This window comes from Bacteroides propionicifaciens DSM 19291 = JCM 14649, assembly GCF_000375405.1.
In the GTDB taxonomy this organism is placed as follows: domain Bacteria; phylum Bacteroidota; class Bacteroidia; order Bacteroidales; family Bacteroidaceae; genus Bacteroides_E; species Bacteroides_E propionicifaciens.
Window position 1 is genome coordinate 1 of record NZ_AQWS01000043.1, and the last position, 16,942, is coordinate 16,942.

The 16,942-nt window shown below is 36.8% G+C and carries 15 protein-coding genes and 1 CRISPR repeat array; of the genes, 9 read left to right on the plus strand and 6 right to left on the minus strand.

Annotation, left to right across the window (positions count from 1 at the left end; all coding sequences use genetic code 11):
- The first annotated feature begins 65 nt into the window (after positions 1 to 65).
- Positions 66 to 1,592: a CRISPR direct-repeat array (repeat unit 47 nt; unit sequence GTTGTGAATTGCTTTCAAAATGAGGTATCTTTGATATCAGTAACAAC).
- Between the two features lie 401 nt (positions 1,593 to 1,993).
- The 5 genes from B091_RS0110695 to B091_RS0110715 all read left to right on the plus strand — a co-directional run bounded on the left by B091_RS0110695 (position 1,994) and on the right by B091_RS0110715 (position 6,376).
- Positions 1,994 to 2,506, plus strand: a complete 513-nt coding sequence (locus tag B091_RS0110695; RefSeq protein WP_018109989.1) for a PH domain-containing protein — start codon at positions 1,994 to 1,996, stop codon at positions 2,504 to 2,506.
- A 263-nt stretch (positions 2,507 to 2,769) separates the two neighbouring features.
- Positions 2,770 to 3,045 (plus strand): hypothetical protein, encoded by a 276-nt coding sequence (locus tag B091_RS0110700; RefSeq protein WP_018109990.1) that lies wholly within the window; start codon positions 2,770 to 2,772, stop codon positions 3,043 to 3,045.
- Positions 3,046 to 3,316: 271 nt separating this feature from the next.
- Complete coding sequence (locus B091_RS0110705) at positions 3,317 to 4,699, plus strand: MFS transporter (protein WP_018109991.1); 1,383 nt, start codon at positions 3,317 to 3,319, stop codon at positions 4,697 to 4,699.
- A 76-nt stretch (positions 4,700 to 4,775) separates the two neighbouring features.
- A complete protein-coding gene (locus tag B091_RS0110710) occupies positions 4,776 to 5,579 on the plus strand; it encodes an MBL fold metallo-hydrolase (RefSeq protein WP_025069560.1) in 804 nt (267 codons plus the stop codon).
- Between the two features lie 11 nt (positions 5,580 to 5,590).
- On the plus strand, positions 5,591 to 6,376 hold the full coding sequence (locus B091_RS0110715; RefSeq protein ID WP_018109993.1) for a DNA alkylation repair protein: 786 nt from the start codon (positions 5,591 to 5,593) through the stop codon (positions 6,374 to 6,376).
- On the opposite strand, the gene B091_RS0110720 is transcribed toward B091_RS0110715, so the two are convergent.
- Positions 6,373 to 7,227, minus strand: coding sequence for a hypothetical protein (locus B091_RS0110720; protein WP_018109994.1), 855 nt, complete (start codon positions 7,225 to 7,227; stop codon positions 6,373 to 6,375). The genes B091_RS0110715 and B091_RS0110720 overlap by 4 nt on opposite strands.
- Positions 7,228 to 7,333: 106 nt before the next feature.
- On the opposite strand from B091_RS0110720, the gene B091_RS0110725 reads away from it, so the two are divergent.
- Complete coding sequence (locus B091_RS0110725; RefSeq protein WP_018109995.1) at positions 7,334 to 10,579, plus strand: S41 family peptidase; 3,246 nt, start codon at positions 7,334 to 7,336, stop codon at positions 10,577 to 10,579.
- Positions 10,580 to 10,660: 81 nt separating this feature from the next.
- Here the strand turns inward: B091_RS0110725 and B091_RS0110730 are convergent, their stop codons facing one another.
- Positions 10,661 to 11,053, minus strand: coding sequence for a VOC family protein (locus B091_RS0110730; protein WP_018109996.1), 393 nt, complete (start codon positions 11,051 to 11,053; stop codon positions 10,661 to 10,663).
- A gap of 552 nt (positions 11,054 to 11,605) precedes the next feature.
- On the opposite strand from B091_RS0110730, the gene B091_RS0110735 reads away from it, so the two are divergent.
- Positions 11,606 to 12,025, plus strand: coding sequence for a lipocalin family protein (locus tag B091_RS0110735; RefSeq protein WP_018109997.1), 420 nt, complete (start codon positions 11,606 to 11,608; stop codon positions 12,023 to 12,025).
- A 95-nt stretch (positions 12,026 to 12,120) separates the two neighbouring features.
- Here B091_RS0110735 and B091_RS0110740 read toward each other — a convergent pair whose 3' ends face one another.
- The 3 genes from B091_RS0110740 to trhA all read right to left on the minus strand — a co-directional run bounded on the left by B091_RS0110740 (position 12,121) and on the right by trhA (position 14,412).
- Positions 12,121 to 13,134: a TQO small subunit DoxD gene (locus B091_RS0110740; RefSeq protein ID WP_018109998.1), complete on the minus strand. Its 1,014-nt coding sequence runs from the start codon at positions 13,132 to 13,134 to the stop codon at positions 12,121 to 12,123.
- Positions 13,135 to 13,238: 104 nt separating this feature from the next.
- Positions 13,239 to 13,607, minus strand: a complete 369-nt coding sequence (locus B091_RS0110745; RefSeq protein ID WP_018109999.1) for a hypothetical protein — start codon at positions 13,605 to 13,607, stop codon at positions 13,239 to 13,241.
- A gap of 145 nt (positions 13,608 to 13,752) precedes the next feature.
- Positions 13,753 to 14,412, minus strand: coding sequence for a PAQR family membrane homeostasis protein TrhA (gene trhA / locus B091_RS0110750; protein ID WP_018110000.1), 660 nt, complete (start codon positions 14,410 to 14,412; stop codon positions 13,753 to 13,755).
- 190 nt (positions 14,413 to 14,602) lie between these two features.
- Here trhA and B091_RS0110755 point away from each other — a divergent pair, with 190 nt between their 5' ends.
- The gene (locus B091_RS0110755; protein ID WP_018110001.1) at positions 14,603 to 15,769 is read left to right on the plus strand and encodes a MalY/PatB family protein; all 1,167 of its coding nucleotides are present in this window, start codon (positions 14,603 to 14,605) and stop codon (positions 15,767 to 15,769) included.
- Positions 15,770 to 16,031: 262 nt separating this feature from the next.
- Positions 16,032 to 16,583, plus strand: coding sequence for an NAD(P)H-dependent oxidoreductase (locus B091_RS0110760; RefSeq protein WP_018110002.1), 552 nt, complete (start codon positions 16,032 to 16,034; stop codon positions 16,581 to 16,583).
- A gap of 151 nt (positions 16,584 to 16,734) precedes the next feature.
- Here the strand turns inward: B091_RS0110760 and B091_RS12530 are convergent.
- Positions 16,735 to 16,942 (minus strand): transposase (locus tag B091_RS12530; RefSeq protein WP_162137976.1); only part of this gene is annotated, 208 nt, incomplete at its 5' end.

Consider the following 16,942-nt stretch of genomic DNA (forward strand, 5'->3'; position numbering starts at 1 on the left):
TTTCAAAATGAGGTATCTTTGATATCAGTAACAACTACAGAGCTCCAGAGTCGTGGGGTCCACCAGTTGTGAATTGCTTTCAAAATGAGGTATCTTTGATATCAGTAACAACCTTTTTTCCTTGTTGAATTTTTCACCCTTAGTTGTGAATTGCTTTCAAAATGAGGTATCTTTGATATCAGTAACAACTTAATATTCAAATATACAATTACTATTTCGTTGTGAATTGCTTTCAAAATGAGGTATCTTTGATATCAGTAACAACTAAATAAGCTTGCGAATTCAACCGCTGATAGTTGTGAATTGCTTTCAAAATGAGGTATCTTTGATATCAGTAACAACGCTCCAGGTTATGGGGTTGATCTTGTTTTAGTTGTGAATTGCTTTCAAAATGAGGTATCTTTGATATCAGTAACAACCCATACTTATAAAGACTAATTCGCCAGCCTGTTGTGAATTGCTTTCAAAATGAGGTATCTTTGATATCAGTAACAACGGACACTACCGCAATTAAACAGGTAAAAGCGTTGTGAATTGCTTTCAAAATGAGGTATCTTTGATATCAGTAACAACGCCACCAACACGGCAAACAATAATAATCAAGTTGTGAATTGCTTTCAAAATGAGGTATCTTTGATATCAGTAACAACCTTTATTGAGAACGAACCAGAGCTTACGGAGTTGTGAATTGCTTTCAAAATGAGGTATCTTTGATATCAGTAACAACCTAGTATTTCAAAGTCGTAAAACACACTATGTTGTGAATTGCTTTCAAAATGAGGTATCTTTGATATCAGTAACAACCTCCATGAGTTTTTCAAAGCATTTACCCGAGTTGTGAATTGCTTTNTATGTTGTGAATTGCTTTCAAAATGAGGTATCTTTGATATCAGTAACAACCTCCATGAGTTTTTCAAAGCATTTACCCGAGTTGTGAATTGCTTTCAAAATGAGGTATCTTTGATATCAGTAACAACCCTGAATCTATAAAAGAAAATATGTATATGTTGTGAATTGCTTTCAAAATGAGGTATCTTTGATATCAGTAACAACCTCCATGAGTTTTTCAAAGCATTTACCCGAGTTGTGAATTGCTTTCAAAATGAGGTATCTTTGATATCAGTAACAACCCTGAATCTATAAAAGAAAATATGTATATGTTGTGAATTGCTTTCAAAATGAGGTATCTTTGATATCAGTAACAACAAATAACAAAGGTAGAAGACTAACTTATATGTTGTGAATTGCTTTCAAAATGAGGTATCTTTGATATCAGTAACAACGGTCTGGAATGATGGTAAAAACATCACCGAGTTGTGAATTGCTTTCAAAATGAGGTATCTTTGATATCAGTAACAACTATCACTATCTTCTAGTGATTCAGAAACTAGTTGTGAATTGCTTTCAAAATGAGGTATCTTTGATATCAGTAACAACATCACTGGGGTTGCAATTACCCATCAGCCTAGTTGTGAATTGCTTTCAAAATGAGGTATCTTTGATATCAGTAACAACTCTATATGGTTACCATCTTGAATAACATAAGTTGTGAATTGCTTTCAAAATGAGGTATCTTTGATATCAGTAACAACTGACCCTCAGCATAGTCCTGACAGTCAGTTAGTAACAATGATTTTACGCCAAAATAAAATTGGGGTAAAATCAAAAAACCAGCCACGGTATAGGCTGGTTTTTTGTTTCTAATAAGGTCTTTTTCACCCAATTATTGATCGATAAATTGTTTAGACCACTCTTCAAAAATTAAGCTTTACTCCAATTAATAGAAAGACTATCTTATCAGTTTTCCATCAGAACTTGTAGGTCTTAAGGATTCATAAAACTCTTTTTTAGGATAATCAGGCTATTGTAGCAACATTAATTAAATTATTCAACATTAAAGACCGATATAGGAGCATTTATATGCTAGTAAACTATTGGAATTAAACTTTATATTGCTTATCTTGTAGAGTAAATATATTTAATTATTCTACTTATGATTATAGCAAAATCAACACCTAGTAAAGTTTATAAGACAGCTCAAACTTTATCGTGTATATTAAGTTTGGTTTTGCTGATAATACTCGCAGTCGCACTCAGTCAAGGGCAGCTAAGCTCATTACTCCCCTTACTTTTGGTGGAGATATTGCTTGTGACATTTTTAGGCTATATGTACTTTGGGCAAATAACAAGCATTTCGGTGAATGAGCTCGAATTACTTATTAATACTCGAGTAGCTCAAATCGTGATCCCGTGCTCTAGCATTCTTGCAGCTGGGTATGATAAAGCCGACCAAGTTCCCTTCATTCAACTCCTAGGTGTCAAAATGTTTCCTGGAGGTTTATTGAGGTTCTTTTCGTCCGACTACAAGAATGATCGTTTCTACATAACAAATGAAAAGCAAGTTTTCTACATTAAAACTTCTTCTAAGACTTATCATATTAGCAATGATAAATACCAAGAAATGATTCTTAAGATAAACGACATTCTGAGCAAAAATCAGGCTTAGATCCCATCCCTACGTTAGTTAACGCAAATCATAATCATCTACTAATAAACTAGTTGATTATCATGTGTTATATAACATACAAAACATCCCTCTATAACAGTCTATTATTAAAATAATACTACTTATTTTTAAAACAATAAGGCACGTTTATTAGTTATATCTATAAAGGGATAAACGCTACCCCATCTCTCTATAATTTGAAAAGACATCACGCCTTTTTGTATAGATAGATTCATTTCATTAACCTTTTAAAATTTACAGTTATGGATAAAGTATTATTGATTAACCAAGCAGTTGACCTTTTCTTTAAGCGCAACCCTGCTCTCGATGTAGCATTACCCAAAGACCTAATGCCCTTATGTGTTGAGCTCGATTTATTTTCTGAAGAAGAAGCCGTAAATGGTTGGCCTCTTCGACACACATTAAGTGAAATTGACCTTGCTGGTAGCATTGATAGAATACCTTCAATGAAGCCTGTTCGAAAAGACAAAAATACATATTGGTTTTTTGTTAGGCAGAAAACACCTTCTGTAGTTTAATTGCTTTAAGCATCTTTTAGTTGGGGCCGGTACCCTACTCATATCCATAAACTAAAGTGTTGTTTTTGAACTACAAGACTCAAAAAACAGATCTGTTTAGATAGTTTCTAAGCAGATTTTGTTGTTTAATGCCTCCTACTCATTTCTATCCACTTCACTACCTTGAGAAGTAGCTTTTGTTGCAGTAAACTTGCTTTAACCCCTTGCACGTGTAACTAAAAAAACTATCTTAGCGCCTTAATTATTATTTTAAACACAAATCAGTAATAAAATGACAGAAACCAATCAACCTGCCATTCGGGGTTATTCTCAAGCTTTTTGGGTTAGTAACATTGTTGAGCTCTTGGAGCGTATGGCCTATTACGGCGTATTTATTGTACTAACTATTTACCTTTCAACTACACTTGGCTTCAACGATATTGAAGCTAGTATTATATCTGGTCTATTTTCGGGAGGTCTCTATCTGCTTCCCATTTTCACGGGTGCATATGCAGATAAAATAGGTTTCAGAAAATCTATGCTTATAGCCTTTAGCCTTCTGACTGCTGGCTACCTAGGCCTAGGTATTCTGCCACGACTGCTTGAAGCTTTAGGTTTAGTACAGTATGGTCAAACAACAACTTATAGTGGTTTACAAGGAAGTAGTGAAGCTTGGCTTATTGTTCCTGTCTTATTTATTCTAATGATTGGTGGTTCCTTTATTAAATCGATAATTTCAGGATCGGTTGCCAAAGAGACAACTACCGAAAATCGAGCCAAAGGCTACTCTATTTTCTATATGATGGTTAATATTGGTGCTTTTACTGGCAAAACCATCATCGACCCTCTGCGTGGTTCAATTGGTGATGAAGCTTATATATACATCAACTACTTTGCAGCTGCAATGACTCTATTTGCTTTGATAGCTGTGTACTTTCTATACAACTCAACCAAAACAGCAGGTGAAGGCAAAAGCATGAAAGACATCGTTGCAGGATTTAAACGAATTTTCAGCAACTGGAGACTATTACTCTTAATTCTTATTGTAACAGGATTCTGGATGGTTCAGCACCAACTTTATGCTACAATGCCCAAGTATGTAATCCGTATGGCTGGTGAGTCGGCTAAACCTGGTTGGATTGCCAATGTCAATCCTTTTGTTGTAGTTTGCCTGGTTAGCTTTATTACGCGTGTTATGGCCAAGAAGTCGGCAATATTCTCTATGAATATTGGAATGTTCTTGATTCCTCTATCAGCTCTTGTTATGGCAATGGGAAATACCTTCGATAGTGAGATATTCCAAAGTATTAGCAACATAACATTGATGATGGTACTTGGTATTTCAATTCAAGCATTGGCTGAATGCTTTATATCTCCTAGGTACTTAGAATACTTTTCACTTCAAGCCCCTAAAGGAGAAGAGGGTATGTATCTTGGATTTAGTCATCTGCATTCATTCTTAGCATCTATATTTGGTTTTGGTATATCGGGGGTTTTATTGAGCAAATACTGCCCAGATCCGTCTCTTTTTGCAACACACGACGAGTGGCAAGCTGCTTCAGCCCATGCACACTATATCTGGTATTATTTTGCTGCCATAGGGCTTGTTGCAGCCTTCGCCCTTGTTTTCTTTGGACGAATGACACGAAAAAAACCAGCAGAAACTACCAATTAGGTTATTTAGAAGCTATTTTTTGTATATTTGCCGTTAGATGCCACTTTATCTAACGGCATTTTTTAATCTAAGAATAATGACTATACAATTTATAAGTCTGGGGAGTGGTAGTAGTGGCAATTCCTACTATTTAGGAACCCCCGACTATGGCATATTAATTGATGCAGGAATTAGCTTTAGGCAAATCCGAAAGGCATTCAAATTACACCAAATAGATACAAGCAAAATTGTTGCGCTATTTATAACACACGATCATGGCGATCATATTCGTCACATTGAAACACTGATTGATAAATTAAATATACCTGTTTATTGTACTGCAAATGTGCATTCGGGAATTAATAAGAATAGACTGATCCGACAACCTATATATCAGGATGTCCATCATGTCGAAAAAGAGAAGGCTATCCAATTAAGGGATTTTACAATAGAGGCTTTCGAAGTTCCTCACGATGCGACTGATAATGTTGGCTATTGTTTTGAGGTTGATGGTAAGGTATTTACTATAGCTACAGATTTGGGCGAAATTACTCCTACGGCAGCTCACTACCTCGAAAAGGCTAATTATTTAATTTTAGAAGCAAATTATGAGGAAGAGATGTTGCAGATGGGAAGTTATCCTCGTTTCTTGAAAGATCGAGTAGCAAGCAGAACAGGGCATTTAAGCAATTTTGCTGCTGCTGAGTTTCTATCCAATCACTATCAGTCAAAATGGAAGCATGTTTGGCTTTGCCATATTAGTAAAGACAATAATCATCCCGAACTCGCTTATAAGACCGTAGAGAATAGACTTAAAGAGATACAGATTACTGTAGGAAAAGAGCTTCAAGTGATGGTTTTAAAACGCACTGTGGCTTCTGATTTATACGAATTCGATTAAAAACATTAATTATGCTAGAAAGAAAAGGTGCTCGTAGTGTTAAGGATGTTCCTAGTGCAGTTCTTGATGCTCTGCATAAGGGAGATATTCCGACCGTTAATTTAGTTGAATGCTTGGCTATGGATCAGCGCATATTACTCCAAAACACATTACCTAAAAAGTATCACAAGCCCTTGCTAGAGGCCTTAGATAAACTAAAGGCTACCACCTACATGAATTGCATACGAGGTATTGGACAAACGCTATTCGATTTGAGCCAAGCAAATGGTGATGCTGAGATTTATCCTTATCTACTTCAGCACCCATCTGACACAGTTCGTTGCTGGGCTACCATATTTGTAGGAGCTCAAGAACTCAACCTAGCAGATCGACTAGAAGCAATTAAGCCATTAGCTGCTGATAGCCATTTTGGAGTTCGAGAAATATCTTGGATAGCTATTAGAGATCTGTTAATGGAGAATCCTGAAGAAGCTATTAAGCTCTTAACACCTTGGACCTTGAGTGAAGATGAAAACATACGCCGTTTTGCCTCAGAATCTATACGTCCTAAAGGAGTTTGGTGCAAACAGTTTAAATGGATTCAGGCACACCCCGAAGCTGCACTCCCGATTTTAGATGCCCTAAAGGGTGATAAAGCACGCTACGTTCAAGATAGTGTTGCTAACTGGCTTAATGACCTGAGTAAAAACAATCCAAGTTGGGTTAAGGATATTTGCCACACTTGGCTATTAGAAAACCCAACATCAAAGGAGACTGCATATATTTGTAAACGTGCTCTGCGCTCTATAGAAGACTAAAAATCTTCAATAGAACCAAAAGTATACTTGTATGAGTACTCTTTTGTGAAGTTTAAATAAGTAAACTTCCCTTTATGATCTATGGCTTGTTTTAAAACTCGTCCTTGTTTATCTCTATTGAATGTTGAGGTTTGCTCGTACTCTTCTTCTCCCGTTATCACCATCTTAGTAATCAGGTAATCATAAGCTCCCATCAGTCCGGAGTTTATTAAGTGTCTATGCTTGTTTAAGGGGTATAGACTCATCAATTGTTGATCGGGTAATATCTGACCAGTACCTGCAGGAATAATATCCAGTTTCCCTTCAAATATGGGCTTGCCATACATCTCTTGCTTTACAACAATTTGCCCTACTGCGAAATTTGAGTAGTCAAAGGTCAAGGTGTAAAATATTCCACCATCTCTTTCAGTTTCAATAATCTCTGATATATAAGACTTGTCATTTATAGTTGTGTAGTCTATTTTGAAATTTGTGACATCTCCAGAGATAGTAGATGTATTAGTTTTAGTTACCAAACTTTCAGCCGCCCCAATCGTAGTGACAACTTCCGAAACCTTACTTCCATTTTGATAGCCCAAGTAATCATATTGCCAAGCTTGATCATTATCCAAGAACTTTTTAGATAAACGGAAAGTTGTGATGTGTGTTTTATCGCCAATAACAAAATAATCAAGGTGAGTCGATACTACGCTATCCTTATCGAACGATATCTTTTGTGAGGGTAGCCACTGATGATTTGAACTAGATTTTACTTCTACATCAATTCTCTTGATATAAGGCTTCTCAGAACTTGAATGACATCCCAGCAAACCTATACCTAGCAGAGCTACTGATAAAAACTTTAATCTCATATTAGCTTTTTTATTATATTACAAATGTAACATATTAATGCTGAGACAGCCATTATTAACTCACATTCATTATATTTGTTAACTGTATAATTAAATAACTCACTCAATGAAAAAACTTATTCTAGGTGCACTTTGCTTATCGTTTAGCATCGGTTCTTTTGCACAAGAGCGGCCACTTTGGATGCGCTATGCTAAAATATCTCCCGATGGCAATGAGGTTGCTTTCAGCTATAAAGGTGACTTATACAAAGTCCCAACTAAAGGTGGTCAAGCAACTCAGCTTACCACTAACCCTGCACATGACATGCAACCTATTTGGTCTCCTGATGGTAAATCAATCGCATTTGCTTCTAACCGAGAAGGCGGGTTTGATGTTTATCTTATAGGTGCACAAGGAGGTGTACCCAGAAGACTAACCAAAAACTCGGCAAGCGAGCTTCCCATCACCTTTAAGAATGACTCTACGATTCTCTTTAGTGCAGCAATCATGCAAGATGTCAACGATAGCCGATTCCCTGCTTTTGCACAAGTCTATAGCGTAGGCACAAAGGGTGATCGGCCGATTCAATTCTCATCTATGCCGATGGAAGATATAGTTTTTCATCCCACTGAAGACAAGATATTATATCATGACCTCAAGGGGTATGAAGATAAATGGAGGAAACATCACCAATCTTCCATCACTAGAGATATTTGGCTTTCGGAGTTAGGCGAAAAGCCCACTTATACAAAGCTCACAAGCTTTAGAGGAGAAAATCGTAACCCCGTATGGACTAGTAATGGTAAATCTTACTTCTATCTAAGCGAAGAAACTGGCTCTTTCAACATCTTCAAGACTGATCTTGATGGAAGTAATAAGAAACAAATTACAGACTTCAAAGAGCATCCTGTACGATTTTTATCTATAAGCAATGACGATTTATTGAGCTTCACTTATGATGGAGAAATCTATACCCTCAAGGAAGGATCAACACCTCAGAAGCTGGATATATCAATTATTACTGATCAGCAAGAACCCGAACTTAAGCATTTCAAATTCCGTAATGGAGCTGGTGAAATAGCCGTGTCTCCTAACGATAAAGAGATTGCTTTTATTGTTCGTGGTGATGTATATGTTAGTTCAATTGAGTATGGCACGACTCGACAAATAACAAATACGCCAGAGCAAGAACGTAACGTTTCGTTCAGTCCCGATGGCCGATCATTGGTCTATGCATCAGAACGGAATGGCATTTGGAATATTTACGAGACCACACTTGACAAAAAAGACGATAAAGAGTTTGTATATGCACAAAGCTTTACCGAAAAACCCCTTACTGATTCTAAACTAGCCTCATTCCAACCCCTATACTCTCCTGATGGTAAATCAGTAGCTTATCTTGAAGATAGAACAACACGCAAGGTAATTGATCTAAAAACTAAAAAGATTGTCACTGCACTAGACGGTAAGTTTAACTACTCCTATGCCGATGGTGATCAGTGGTTTACTTGGTCTCTTGATAGTCAATGGCTACTTACAAACTATATTGGCATTGGTGGCTGGAATAGTACCGATGTGGCATTGGTTAAGGCTGATGGAAGTGGGGAAATTACGGACTTAACTCAAAGTGGCTATACTGATGCTAACCCCAAATTTGTTCAGGATGGCAAAGCGATGCTTTGGTTATCAGATCGTGCAGGCTATAGAAGTCACGGTAGTTGGGGAGCACAAATGGATGCTTACATCATGTTCTTCGATCGTGAAGCTTACGATAAGTTTATACTTAGCAAAGAAGAATTAGCATTATACAATGCTGAGAACACTACTAAAAAAGAGAAAAAGAAAGAAGAGAAGCTGAAAGAAAAGAGTGAGAAGAAAGAAAAGGAAGGTGATATAAAACCCGAAAAGGTGGAGCCACTGAAATTCGATTTAGACCATCTCAATGATTGGGTGATTCGTTTAACACCCAACTCCTCTTCAGTAGCTGATGCCTATTTAAACAACGATGGAGATAAACTATACTACTTAACTCGCTTTGAAGATAATTATGATCTTTGGGTGCATGACATAAAAGAGAACTCCACCAAAATCTTAGTCAAAGGTGCAGGTTCTGGGCAGCTGCAAGCTGATAAGTCGGGAACTAATTTATTCTTGCTATCTAGAGGACATGTTAAGAAGATCAACATCGCTTCGGGAGCTGTAACTGCCGTTAGCATGGATGCTGAATTCAACTACAAGCCTAGAGCCGAACGTAAGTATATATTCGACCACATTTGGAAGCAAATTGACGATAAGTTCTATGTTAAAGACTTGCACGGTGTAGATTGGAGTAAGTATCACAAAGAGTATGGCAAGTTTTTACCACATATCAATAACAACTTCGATTTCGCAGATATGTTATCTGAATTCTTAGGAGAACTTAATGCTTCGCATACAGGAGCTCGATATCGTCCTAATGGTCCGAGCCGACAAACTGCTAAGCTTGGAGCTTTTTACGACGCGGCTTATAAAGGTGATGGATTAAAGATTCAAGAGATTCTACCACTTGGCCCACTTGGTGGTGCTAAATCTGATTTTAAGGCTGGTTCAATCATTCTTAAGATTGATGGGCAGCCAATCCTAGCAAATCAAGACTACAGTGAACTATTAAATGGTAAATCTGATAAACGAGTTCTTATTAGCTATAAGCCCGATGGAAAAGGCAAAGTTAAGGAGGAGTGGATTAAGCCAATTAATCCAGGATTAGAGGGAACGCTACTTTATAAACGTTGGGTTAAGCAACGTCAAGACATGACCGAGAAACTCTCTAACGGTAAGATTGGTTATGTACACATCAAAGGAATGGATAGCAATAGCTTTAGAGAAGTATATTCTCAACTTCTTGGTCGTTACCGAAATGCTGAAGCTGTAATCATTGATACTCGCTATAATGGTGGTGGCTGGCTACATGACGACTTAGTTACTTTGCTCAGTGGTAAAGTATATCAACAGTTTGTTCCAAGAGGACAATTTATAGGCAATGATCCCTTCAACAAGTGGACTAAGCCTTCGGCTGTACTTATGTGTGAAGCCAATTATTCAAATGCACATGGTTTTCCATGGTTATACAAGGAGTTGGGTATTGGCAAACTGATTGGTTCACCTGTTCCTGGAACAATGACCGCGGTTTGGTGGGAAACACAAATTGATCCTACAATCGTATTTGGCATTCCACAAGTTGCAATCAAGGATATGCGTGGTGAGTATCTTGAGAATCAAGAACTCTTCCCTGATATCGAGGTATATAACACACCAGAAGCAGAGCTATCGGGTAAAGATCAACAACTAGAGAGTGCAGTGAAACATCTTTTGGAAGAGATCAATAAGAAATAAACTCTGCAGAATATAAATATCAGAACATAAAAATGCGATAAGCCCAATTAAGGCCTATCGCATTTTTTATGCAATCAATTATTAATCCAGAGGAGTACAAACTTCAATTAGGAAGCCATCTAAGTCTTGGATATAGGCGACTTTTTGCCCCCAAGGCTTTTCCTGAATCTTTTCCACCAATTGAGCACCTTGGCTAATAGCAGCTTCAATCAGTTGCTCAACATTGTCTGTTGTAAACCCCAACTCTATGCCGAAAGGTAAATCACCTATCTTTCCCGATTTAAACCCTCTTGATAAATTTTGATTTGCTAGCTCTTTTGAGGTAAAGGCTAGCCGAACCTCACCAGTACTTAGCTCACCATAATCATGCTCAGGAGTAATGAACTTTACATTCAAACCAAACACTTGAGCGTAAAAATCCATAGATTTTTCTACGCTATCTACATAGAGTATAGTATACTTAAATTGAATCATATTATTCTTTATTTGTTTAAAGCTAACCCCAATTCCTCTAAGAATGTTCAAGTTTAATCCACTTAATATACTTGACAACAATTAATTTGTTGATCGGCGCTTGACTCATACGAATACAGAAACAAGCACCTAATTGATATATATCTGATTATTAGAATCTTCCGAATAATAGCTATTTAAAGCATTATTTATTACATATAAAATAAAAATATTTATTAGCCGTTTTAGTTGCAGAGTTTAGTTTTTAGGTACATTTGCACGACTTTAGAAAACAAGGGTAATAACAAACTAATATTCGTATAAATGTCTTAAAATTGAAAAGGCGTTATTCTATTCGAAACTGCAAATACACTTTTGCAAAACTAGGTTAAGAATCCACCCCAAAAAGCAGTTCTGCTTTGAGGAATTTACAACTATATTTTAGCGACGTAAGCGAAAAGCCAGATCATATATTTTGAGTTGGTTGGTTCTTTAGATACCTATCGAAAGGAAATAGTTAAGGTTAATACAAAGTTTAATTAATAATATATAAACATTTATTTTACAACCATTATGAAAAAGAAAGCAATTATTTTAGGCGCATTAGTTCTTGTTTTAGGTGCATGTCAAAACAAAGCAAAAAATCAAGAAAATGCTGAAGCTAACGACTCTACAGTAGTAGCTATTGAGGAGACATCAGTGCCTTCAATTGCTAATGAAATGTTCTATGGCTCATGGGTTACTGTAGCCGAAAACAATCAAGAAGCGCAAGGTTTTATATTGAAAGCTGACAGCCTTACTGAATCTATCAACAACACTACCCTTCTTACTAAAAAATGGTGGGCTGACGACAGCAATCTTTACTTAGTTCAAGAAAGTTTAGCTAATGGCTCATCAGTAATTGATACTGTAGCTTTTGAAGTTGAAGCTATTTCTGCTGATTCTCTAACACTTAGAGATGCTGAAACTATCGTTAATTTCATCAAACAATAATACAGTTATTTATTGCTCGTAAGGAGTGATTGAAAATTGGTATTTTGTCAAAATTATATCCCCATAGCCTTGCATAAGCTATGGGGATAGTTTATTTAGTGGGTTGTTATCTCTGAAGTCCAAGTGACTCCACTAATATCAAGAAGTTCGAGCTTATATTTGCCCTGAAGTGTAGCCAAACTTGTATCTACTAGGCTCAAGGTTGCCCGAGCACCTAGAGGTAATATAAGGCTATGTTTGCCTGGTTTTACCTTTGCCACATAGTCGTTCTTTATTTGGCTTGGATTTAGATTGGCTAGCTGATTTTGATCAAGTTCATAAACTATGTTTTGATTTTCATCGTAGAGCTTTACACCGATTAAAAACGAGCCATATACATCGGCACCTTCATCTCTAAAGACCTCAAATGAGAGCGTATTTTGATCAATTCTAGAATCTGATATAGTTACATGTGGTTTTACTGATAAGTTGTGTAGCGTTCCATAAACTCCTCCGTGGAAGTATTGGTTTGTAAATAATGTCAAGCCTAAAATCAGAAGAGAACCTGTTAATACTATTTTAGGAAGTATACGCTCTTTGATGGGCAGTACACCCGAACCAAAGAAGCGAAATAGTTTGTGATCGGTAAATTTATATCCTTTACGAGCCAAAAGTTCATCAACTGAGAACTTGCCACCACCAGTCATAAATATAGTAAAGCCTGCAGCAACACCTAATACGCCAATTTGCCATTCGTCTAAGCAGGTTGTTCCCAACCACCCCGAGCCAAGTAAAATGCCAAAGGCCAAACTAAAAACACCGATACTCATCAAACGGGTCAGGATACCAAGCATAAAGAGTAGTCCAACGATACCTTCAATTATGGTAAAGGCTAACATCGCCCACCACAACCACTCGGGATTAGAGACCAGGAACTCAATCATCGGCTTAATACCGAGTGCATTGGGTAAAAAATGATTAAATTTCTCTCCGATATACCCAGCAGTATCAGGATCCATTTTATTTTCTAATATAAGTCTTCTCCAGAAAGCCGAAAAGTAAGTCCAGCCAGCTACCAGTCGCAATGCCGTAGTAAACATACCTGCATAGCTATAAGTTTGTTTATTCATTTTAAGTTGAATTTGTAGTTTTATGATAAAGGGAATATAAACACATAAAGAATTAACCAACTAGCCATTTAGACTGGTCAGTTATGTAATAATTCAACTAAATTCTAGAGTCGATATTGCTCGTGCAATATAAAAAGGGGAAGTTTTGTTGTAAGACTAAAAGCCTGAAATGACTCAGAAGTTTGGTTTATTCTTGCAAAACTTGTCGCAGCGAATGTTGATTGGAGCAATAAGCCAGCCCCAACATGCAAATCAATACGATCGACTTGTAACTCTTGACTAATTGCTGTATAAGTAGAGCAATTGCTAAACTGGTCGTCGCCTGGTTTATTTTGAACTGTCTGCGAAACGGGAATATCCATAATAAGCTTCAACCCCCTTTTTGCTGGACACGGTAAGCTAACTAAAGCTACCACCAACAGGACGAGCAGACGATGCAGATATAACGGATATTTTTGTTTCGGACAATTCATAAAAAGTGAGTATCTATAATCTTGTTTATAATGGATTTGTAAGAAACCTAATACCTAATACAATTAGCAATCTATATTTGTTCTGACAAATCAAGGATATTCATTTTAATGATATGAATATCCGAATAATAAAGGCATCTAAAGCCTAGACTATCTCATAGATAGCTATAATATGGCAAATGCTACCGCCCACCACAAAGAAATGGAAGACAGTATGCATATAAGGGATTCGAATTAATGAATAGAATACTGCGCCAATGGCATAAGATATACCTCCAGCTATCACCCAATAAAGAACGACCATCTGATCTAAGCTCTGAAGCACATCGGTTAACGGCTTAAAAGCAATCAAAATAGAGCACCCCATAGCTACATAGCAAATGGTTTCAAAATAACTGTGCTTACTCCGCTTCCTAAAGCTCCAAATGGTACCAACTAAGGCAAAGAGCCACACAAAGCCAAATAGTGACCATCCCCAGCCCCCTTCGTTTCGAAGAAGTAATAGTGTAATTGGAGTATAAGTCCCTGCAATATGTATATAAATAGCGGCATGGTCAATCTTTTGATAAATACCATGCTTGTTACCCTGAGGGCTATGATAAAGTGTAGAAGCAGTATAACTAAGCAACATAGCCAATAGATAAACCAAAACAGTATAAAAAGCCCAAGAGCCATACTCTGCGGCTTTAGACAGCAGGAAATAGCCTGCAACAAGCCCTAAAACAATACCTAAGGCATGTGAGATGGAATTTGCCATCTCTTCACTAGTGGAATAAACACGGATTCTCTTATAATTTATTTTCATGAGTCGATATAAATAGTAGCTTAAATTCGCTATATCATTAGTAGTTAATTATCTTTAGCTACTAAGAAGTCAAGCTGGGGTTGTGGCTAGTAGATTCTGCCATAATTACAGCAAGATACGCCTAATTTTAGTGAATGTCACTATAATAAATTGGGTTTTGTACATCTCACCCTTTAAATAGAACTAAGTTATGACTTATAATTTTGATGAAATAGTTCATCGTTGGGATACTGATTCCATAAAATACGATGCCCCAAAAACCGAAGGCTATACCCAGTACATCCCTATGTGGGTCGCTGATATGGATTTTCGCACACCTCAACCTATTTTAGATTCCATTCAAAAGATGCTCGAAAATGGAGTGCTAGGATATACGCTTCCTCCTACTTTATGGGCCACTACTATTCAAAATTGGCTTCTAAAGAAGTACAATTGGGAAATTGAACCCCAAGAGCTTATTTTTGCTCCAGGAATTGTGCGTGGACTAACTTTTGCTATCCGTTGTTTTACAAAGCCAGGAGATAAGATCCTGATCATGTCGCCCGTTTATCCACCATTCTTTAGTGTACCCAAGCGAAATAAACGTAAGTTGATTACGCATAAGTTACTCATTAAAAACAACCAGTATCATATCGACTTTGATCAATTTGAACAGGACGTTAAATTGTGCAAGCTATTCGTACTTTGTAACCCTCATAATCCAGGCGGAAGAGTTTGGCTTAAAGAAGAGCTTGAGAAAATAGCTAGTATTTGCAAGAAACATAATGTATTAGTTATATCCGACGAAATACATGCCGACCTCACACTACCCACACATACACATCACCCATTTGCCTCAGTATCCCAGGTTGCCAAGCAAAACTCTATCGTTTTTATGGCTCCTAGCAAGACATTTAATATGCCTGGCCTAGTAAGTTCCTATGCTATTATTCCCAATGCAGAACTTCGTAAGCAATATGCTACCTATGTCGAAGATCTTGACGTAGCCTCTGGACATATGTTTTCGTATCGTCCCTTGATTGCTGCTTATACCGAGTGCGATGCTTGGCTAGAACAAGCAATTAATTATATACAGGGTAATATCGATTATGTGAGAGATTATTTAGCTAATCATTTGCCACGTATTAAGATGATTGAACCTCAAGCCTCCTATCTCATCTTTTTAGATTGCAGAGAGCTTAAACTTAATGATCAGGAGTTGAGAGACTTCTTTGAGAAGAAAGCAGGTTTACTACTCAACCCTGGCATAACTTTCGGACCTGAAGGATCAGGATTTATGCGCTTAAATATTGGATGTTCACGGCTTATACTTCATAAAGCAATGGAGCAACTCGAAGCTGCCTATAAAGAATTTTAGTTCTTAAATTAGCAAATAATAAAACAACTTACTCGCAGCAGTGCTGCGAGTAAGTTGTTTTATAGATACGAGTAAGTGATTTACCCATAAGCACAATGGAAGCTTGATATAATCTTCTTAGCTGTTCCATAGTTATTAGAATTAATCATTATCTATAAACCCTGTTAATTGAACTCAAAACATCGATTAGAATTGAGTTTCTTTAGATAAGAAATGATAAATTTGCTAGTTCTCGATTTTATAAAATTTAAATAACAACATAATGATAGCAATTATATTTGCACATCCTTGGGAAGGAAGCTTTAATAAAGCAATTTTAGATGCAATCACCCTAAAGCTAAATCACGAAAACCGTGACTACACCGTAATAGATCTTCATAAAGACAATTTTAACCCCGTAATGACAACAGCAGATCTAGCTCTTTACTCTAAAGGACAATCGGCTGATCCTCTTGTTGAAAAGTATCAAAATATTTTAAACTCGGCAGACGAAGCTATTTTCTTATTTCCAATATGGTGGGGAACTATGCCAGCTATTCTAAAAGGATTCTTTGATAAGGTGCTTTTAGTTAATTTTTCGCATAACTACGTAAATGGTTGGACTCCTTTGCTGAAAATAAACAAAACTTGGGTCATCACTACCAGCGAAAGCCCAACTGAGAAATTTAAAAATCCGATTGAAGTAGAATTTATCCAAAACAACTTAGAAGCCGTTGGCTTCAGTAATGGAAAGTGGATTAACTGCGAACATGCAAGTAAGGGAACTCAAGAACATCGCGACAACTTTATCAAAGAAGTCGTAGAGATTATATAAGAACAAACGAGTGACTAGTCCTAAATAAGCGTTACAGTTTATTTATCAAATATAGTTTAATTATCCTATAGGAAGGCTGGCCTTCCTATAGGATTTATTTGACACTGTCTCAGGAAGTGTGTAAGTAAATTAAGCTTGGGTTGGGTTATTGTTATAGCCTGACCCTTTCTTTGTAAATAATTAGGAACTGATTTAAAATTATGCCCCAGTCCCTGATAGGCATTGACCACTTCTTTGTGGCCTCTCTAACGGCTAAATATACTGATTTCATCACAGAATCATCGGTTGGGAACGATAATTTGTTCTTGGTGTACTTTCTAATCTTGCCATTAAGATTTTCGATTAAGTTAGTTGTATAG

Coding starts and splice junctions, on each gene's coding strand:
- B091_RS0110705 (WP_018109991.1), top strand. CDS start 3,317: ATGACAGAAACCAATCAACCTGCCATTCGGGGTTATTCTCAAGCTTTT.
- trhA (WP_018110000.1), bottom strand. CDS start 14,412: ATGAAAATAAATTATAAGAGAATCCGTGTTTATTCCACTAGTGAAGAG.
- B091_RS0110755 (WP_018110001.1), top strand. CDS start 14,603: ATGACTTATAATTTTGATGAAATAGTTCATCGTTGGGATACTGATTCC.
- B091_RS0110695 (WP_018109989.1), top strand. CDS start 1,994: ATGATTATAGCAAAATCAACACCTAGTAAAGTTTATAAGACAGCTCAA.
- B091_RS0110720 (WP_018109994.1), bottom strand. CDS start 7,227: ATGAGATTAAAGTTTTTATCAGTAGCTCTGCTAGGTATAGGTTTGCTG.
- B091_RS0110760 (WP_018110002.1), top strand. CDS start 16,032: ATGATAGCAATTATATTTGCACATCCTTGGGAAGGAAGCTTTAATAAA.
- B091_RS0110700 (WP_018109990.1), top strand. CDS start 2,770: ATGGATAAAGTATTATTGATTAACCAAGCAGTTGACCTTTTCTTTAAG.
- B091_RS0110735 (WP_018109997.1), top strand. CDS start 11,606: ATGAAAAAGAAAGCAATTATTTTAGGCGCATTAGTTCTTGTTTTAGGT.
- B091_RS0110725 (WP_018109995.1), top strand. CDS start 7,334: ATGAAAAAACTTATTCTAGGTGCACTTTGCTTATCGTTTAGCATCGGT.
- B091_RS0110730 (WP_018109996.1), bottom strand. CDS start 11,053: ATGATTCAATTTAAGTATACTATACTCTATGTAGATAGCGTAGAAAAA.
- B091_RS0110745 (WP_018109999.1), bottom strand. CDS start 13,607: ATGAATTGTCCGAAACAAAAATATCCGTTATATCTGCATCGTCTGCTC.
- B091_RS0110715 (WP_018109993.1), top strand. CDS start 5,591: ATGCTAGAAAGAAAAGGTGCTCGTAGTGTTAAGGATGTTCCTAGTGCA.
- B091_RS0110710 (WP_025069560.1), top strand. CDS start 4,776: ATGACTATACAATTTATAAGTCTGGGGAGTGGTAGTAGTGGCAATTCC.
- B091_RS0110740 (WP_018109998.1), bottom strand. CDS start 13,134: ATGAATAAACAAACTTATAGCTATGCAGGTATGTTTACTACGGCATTG.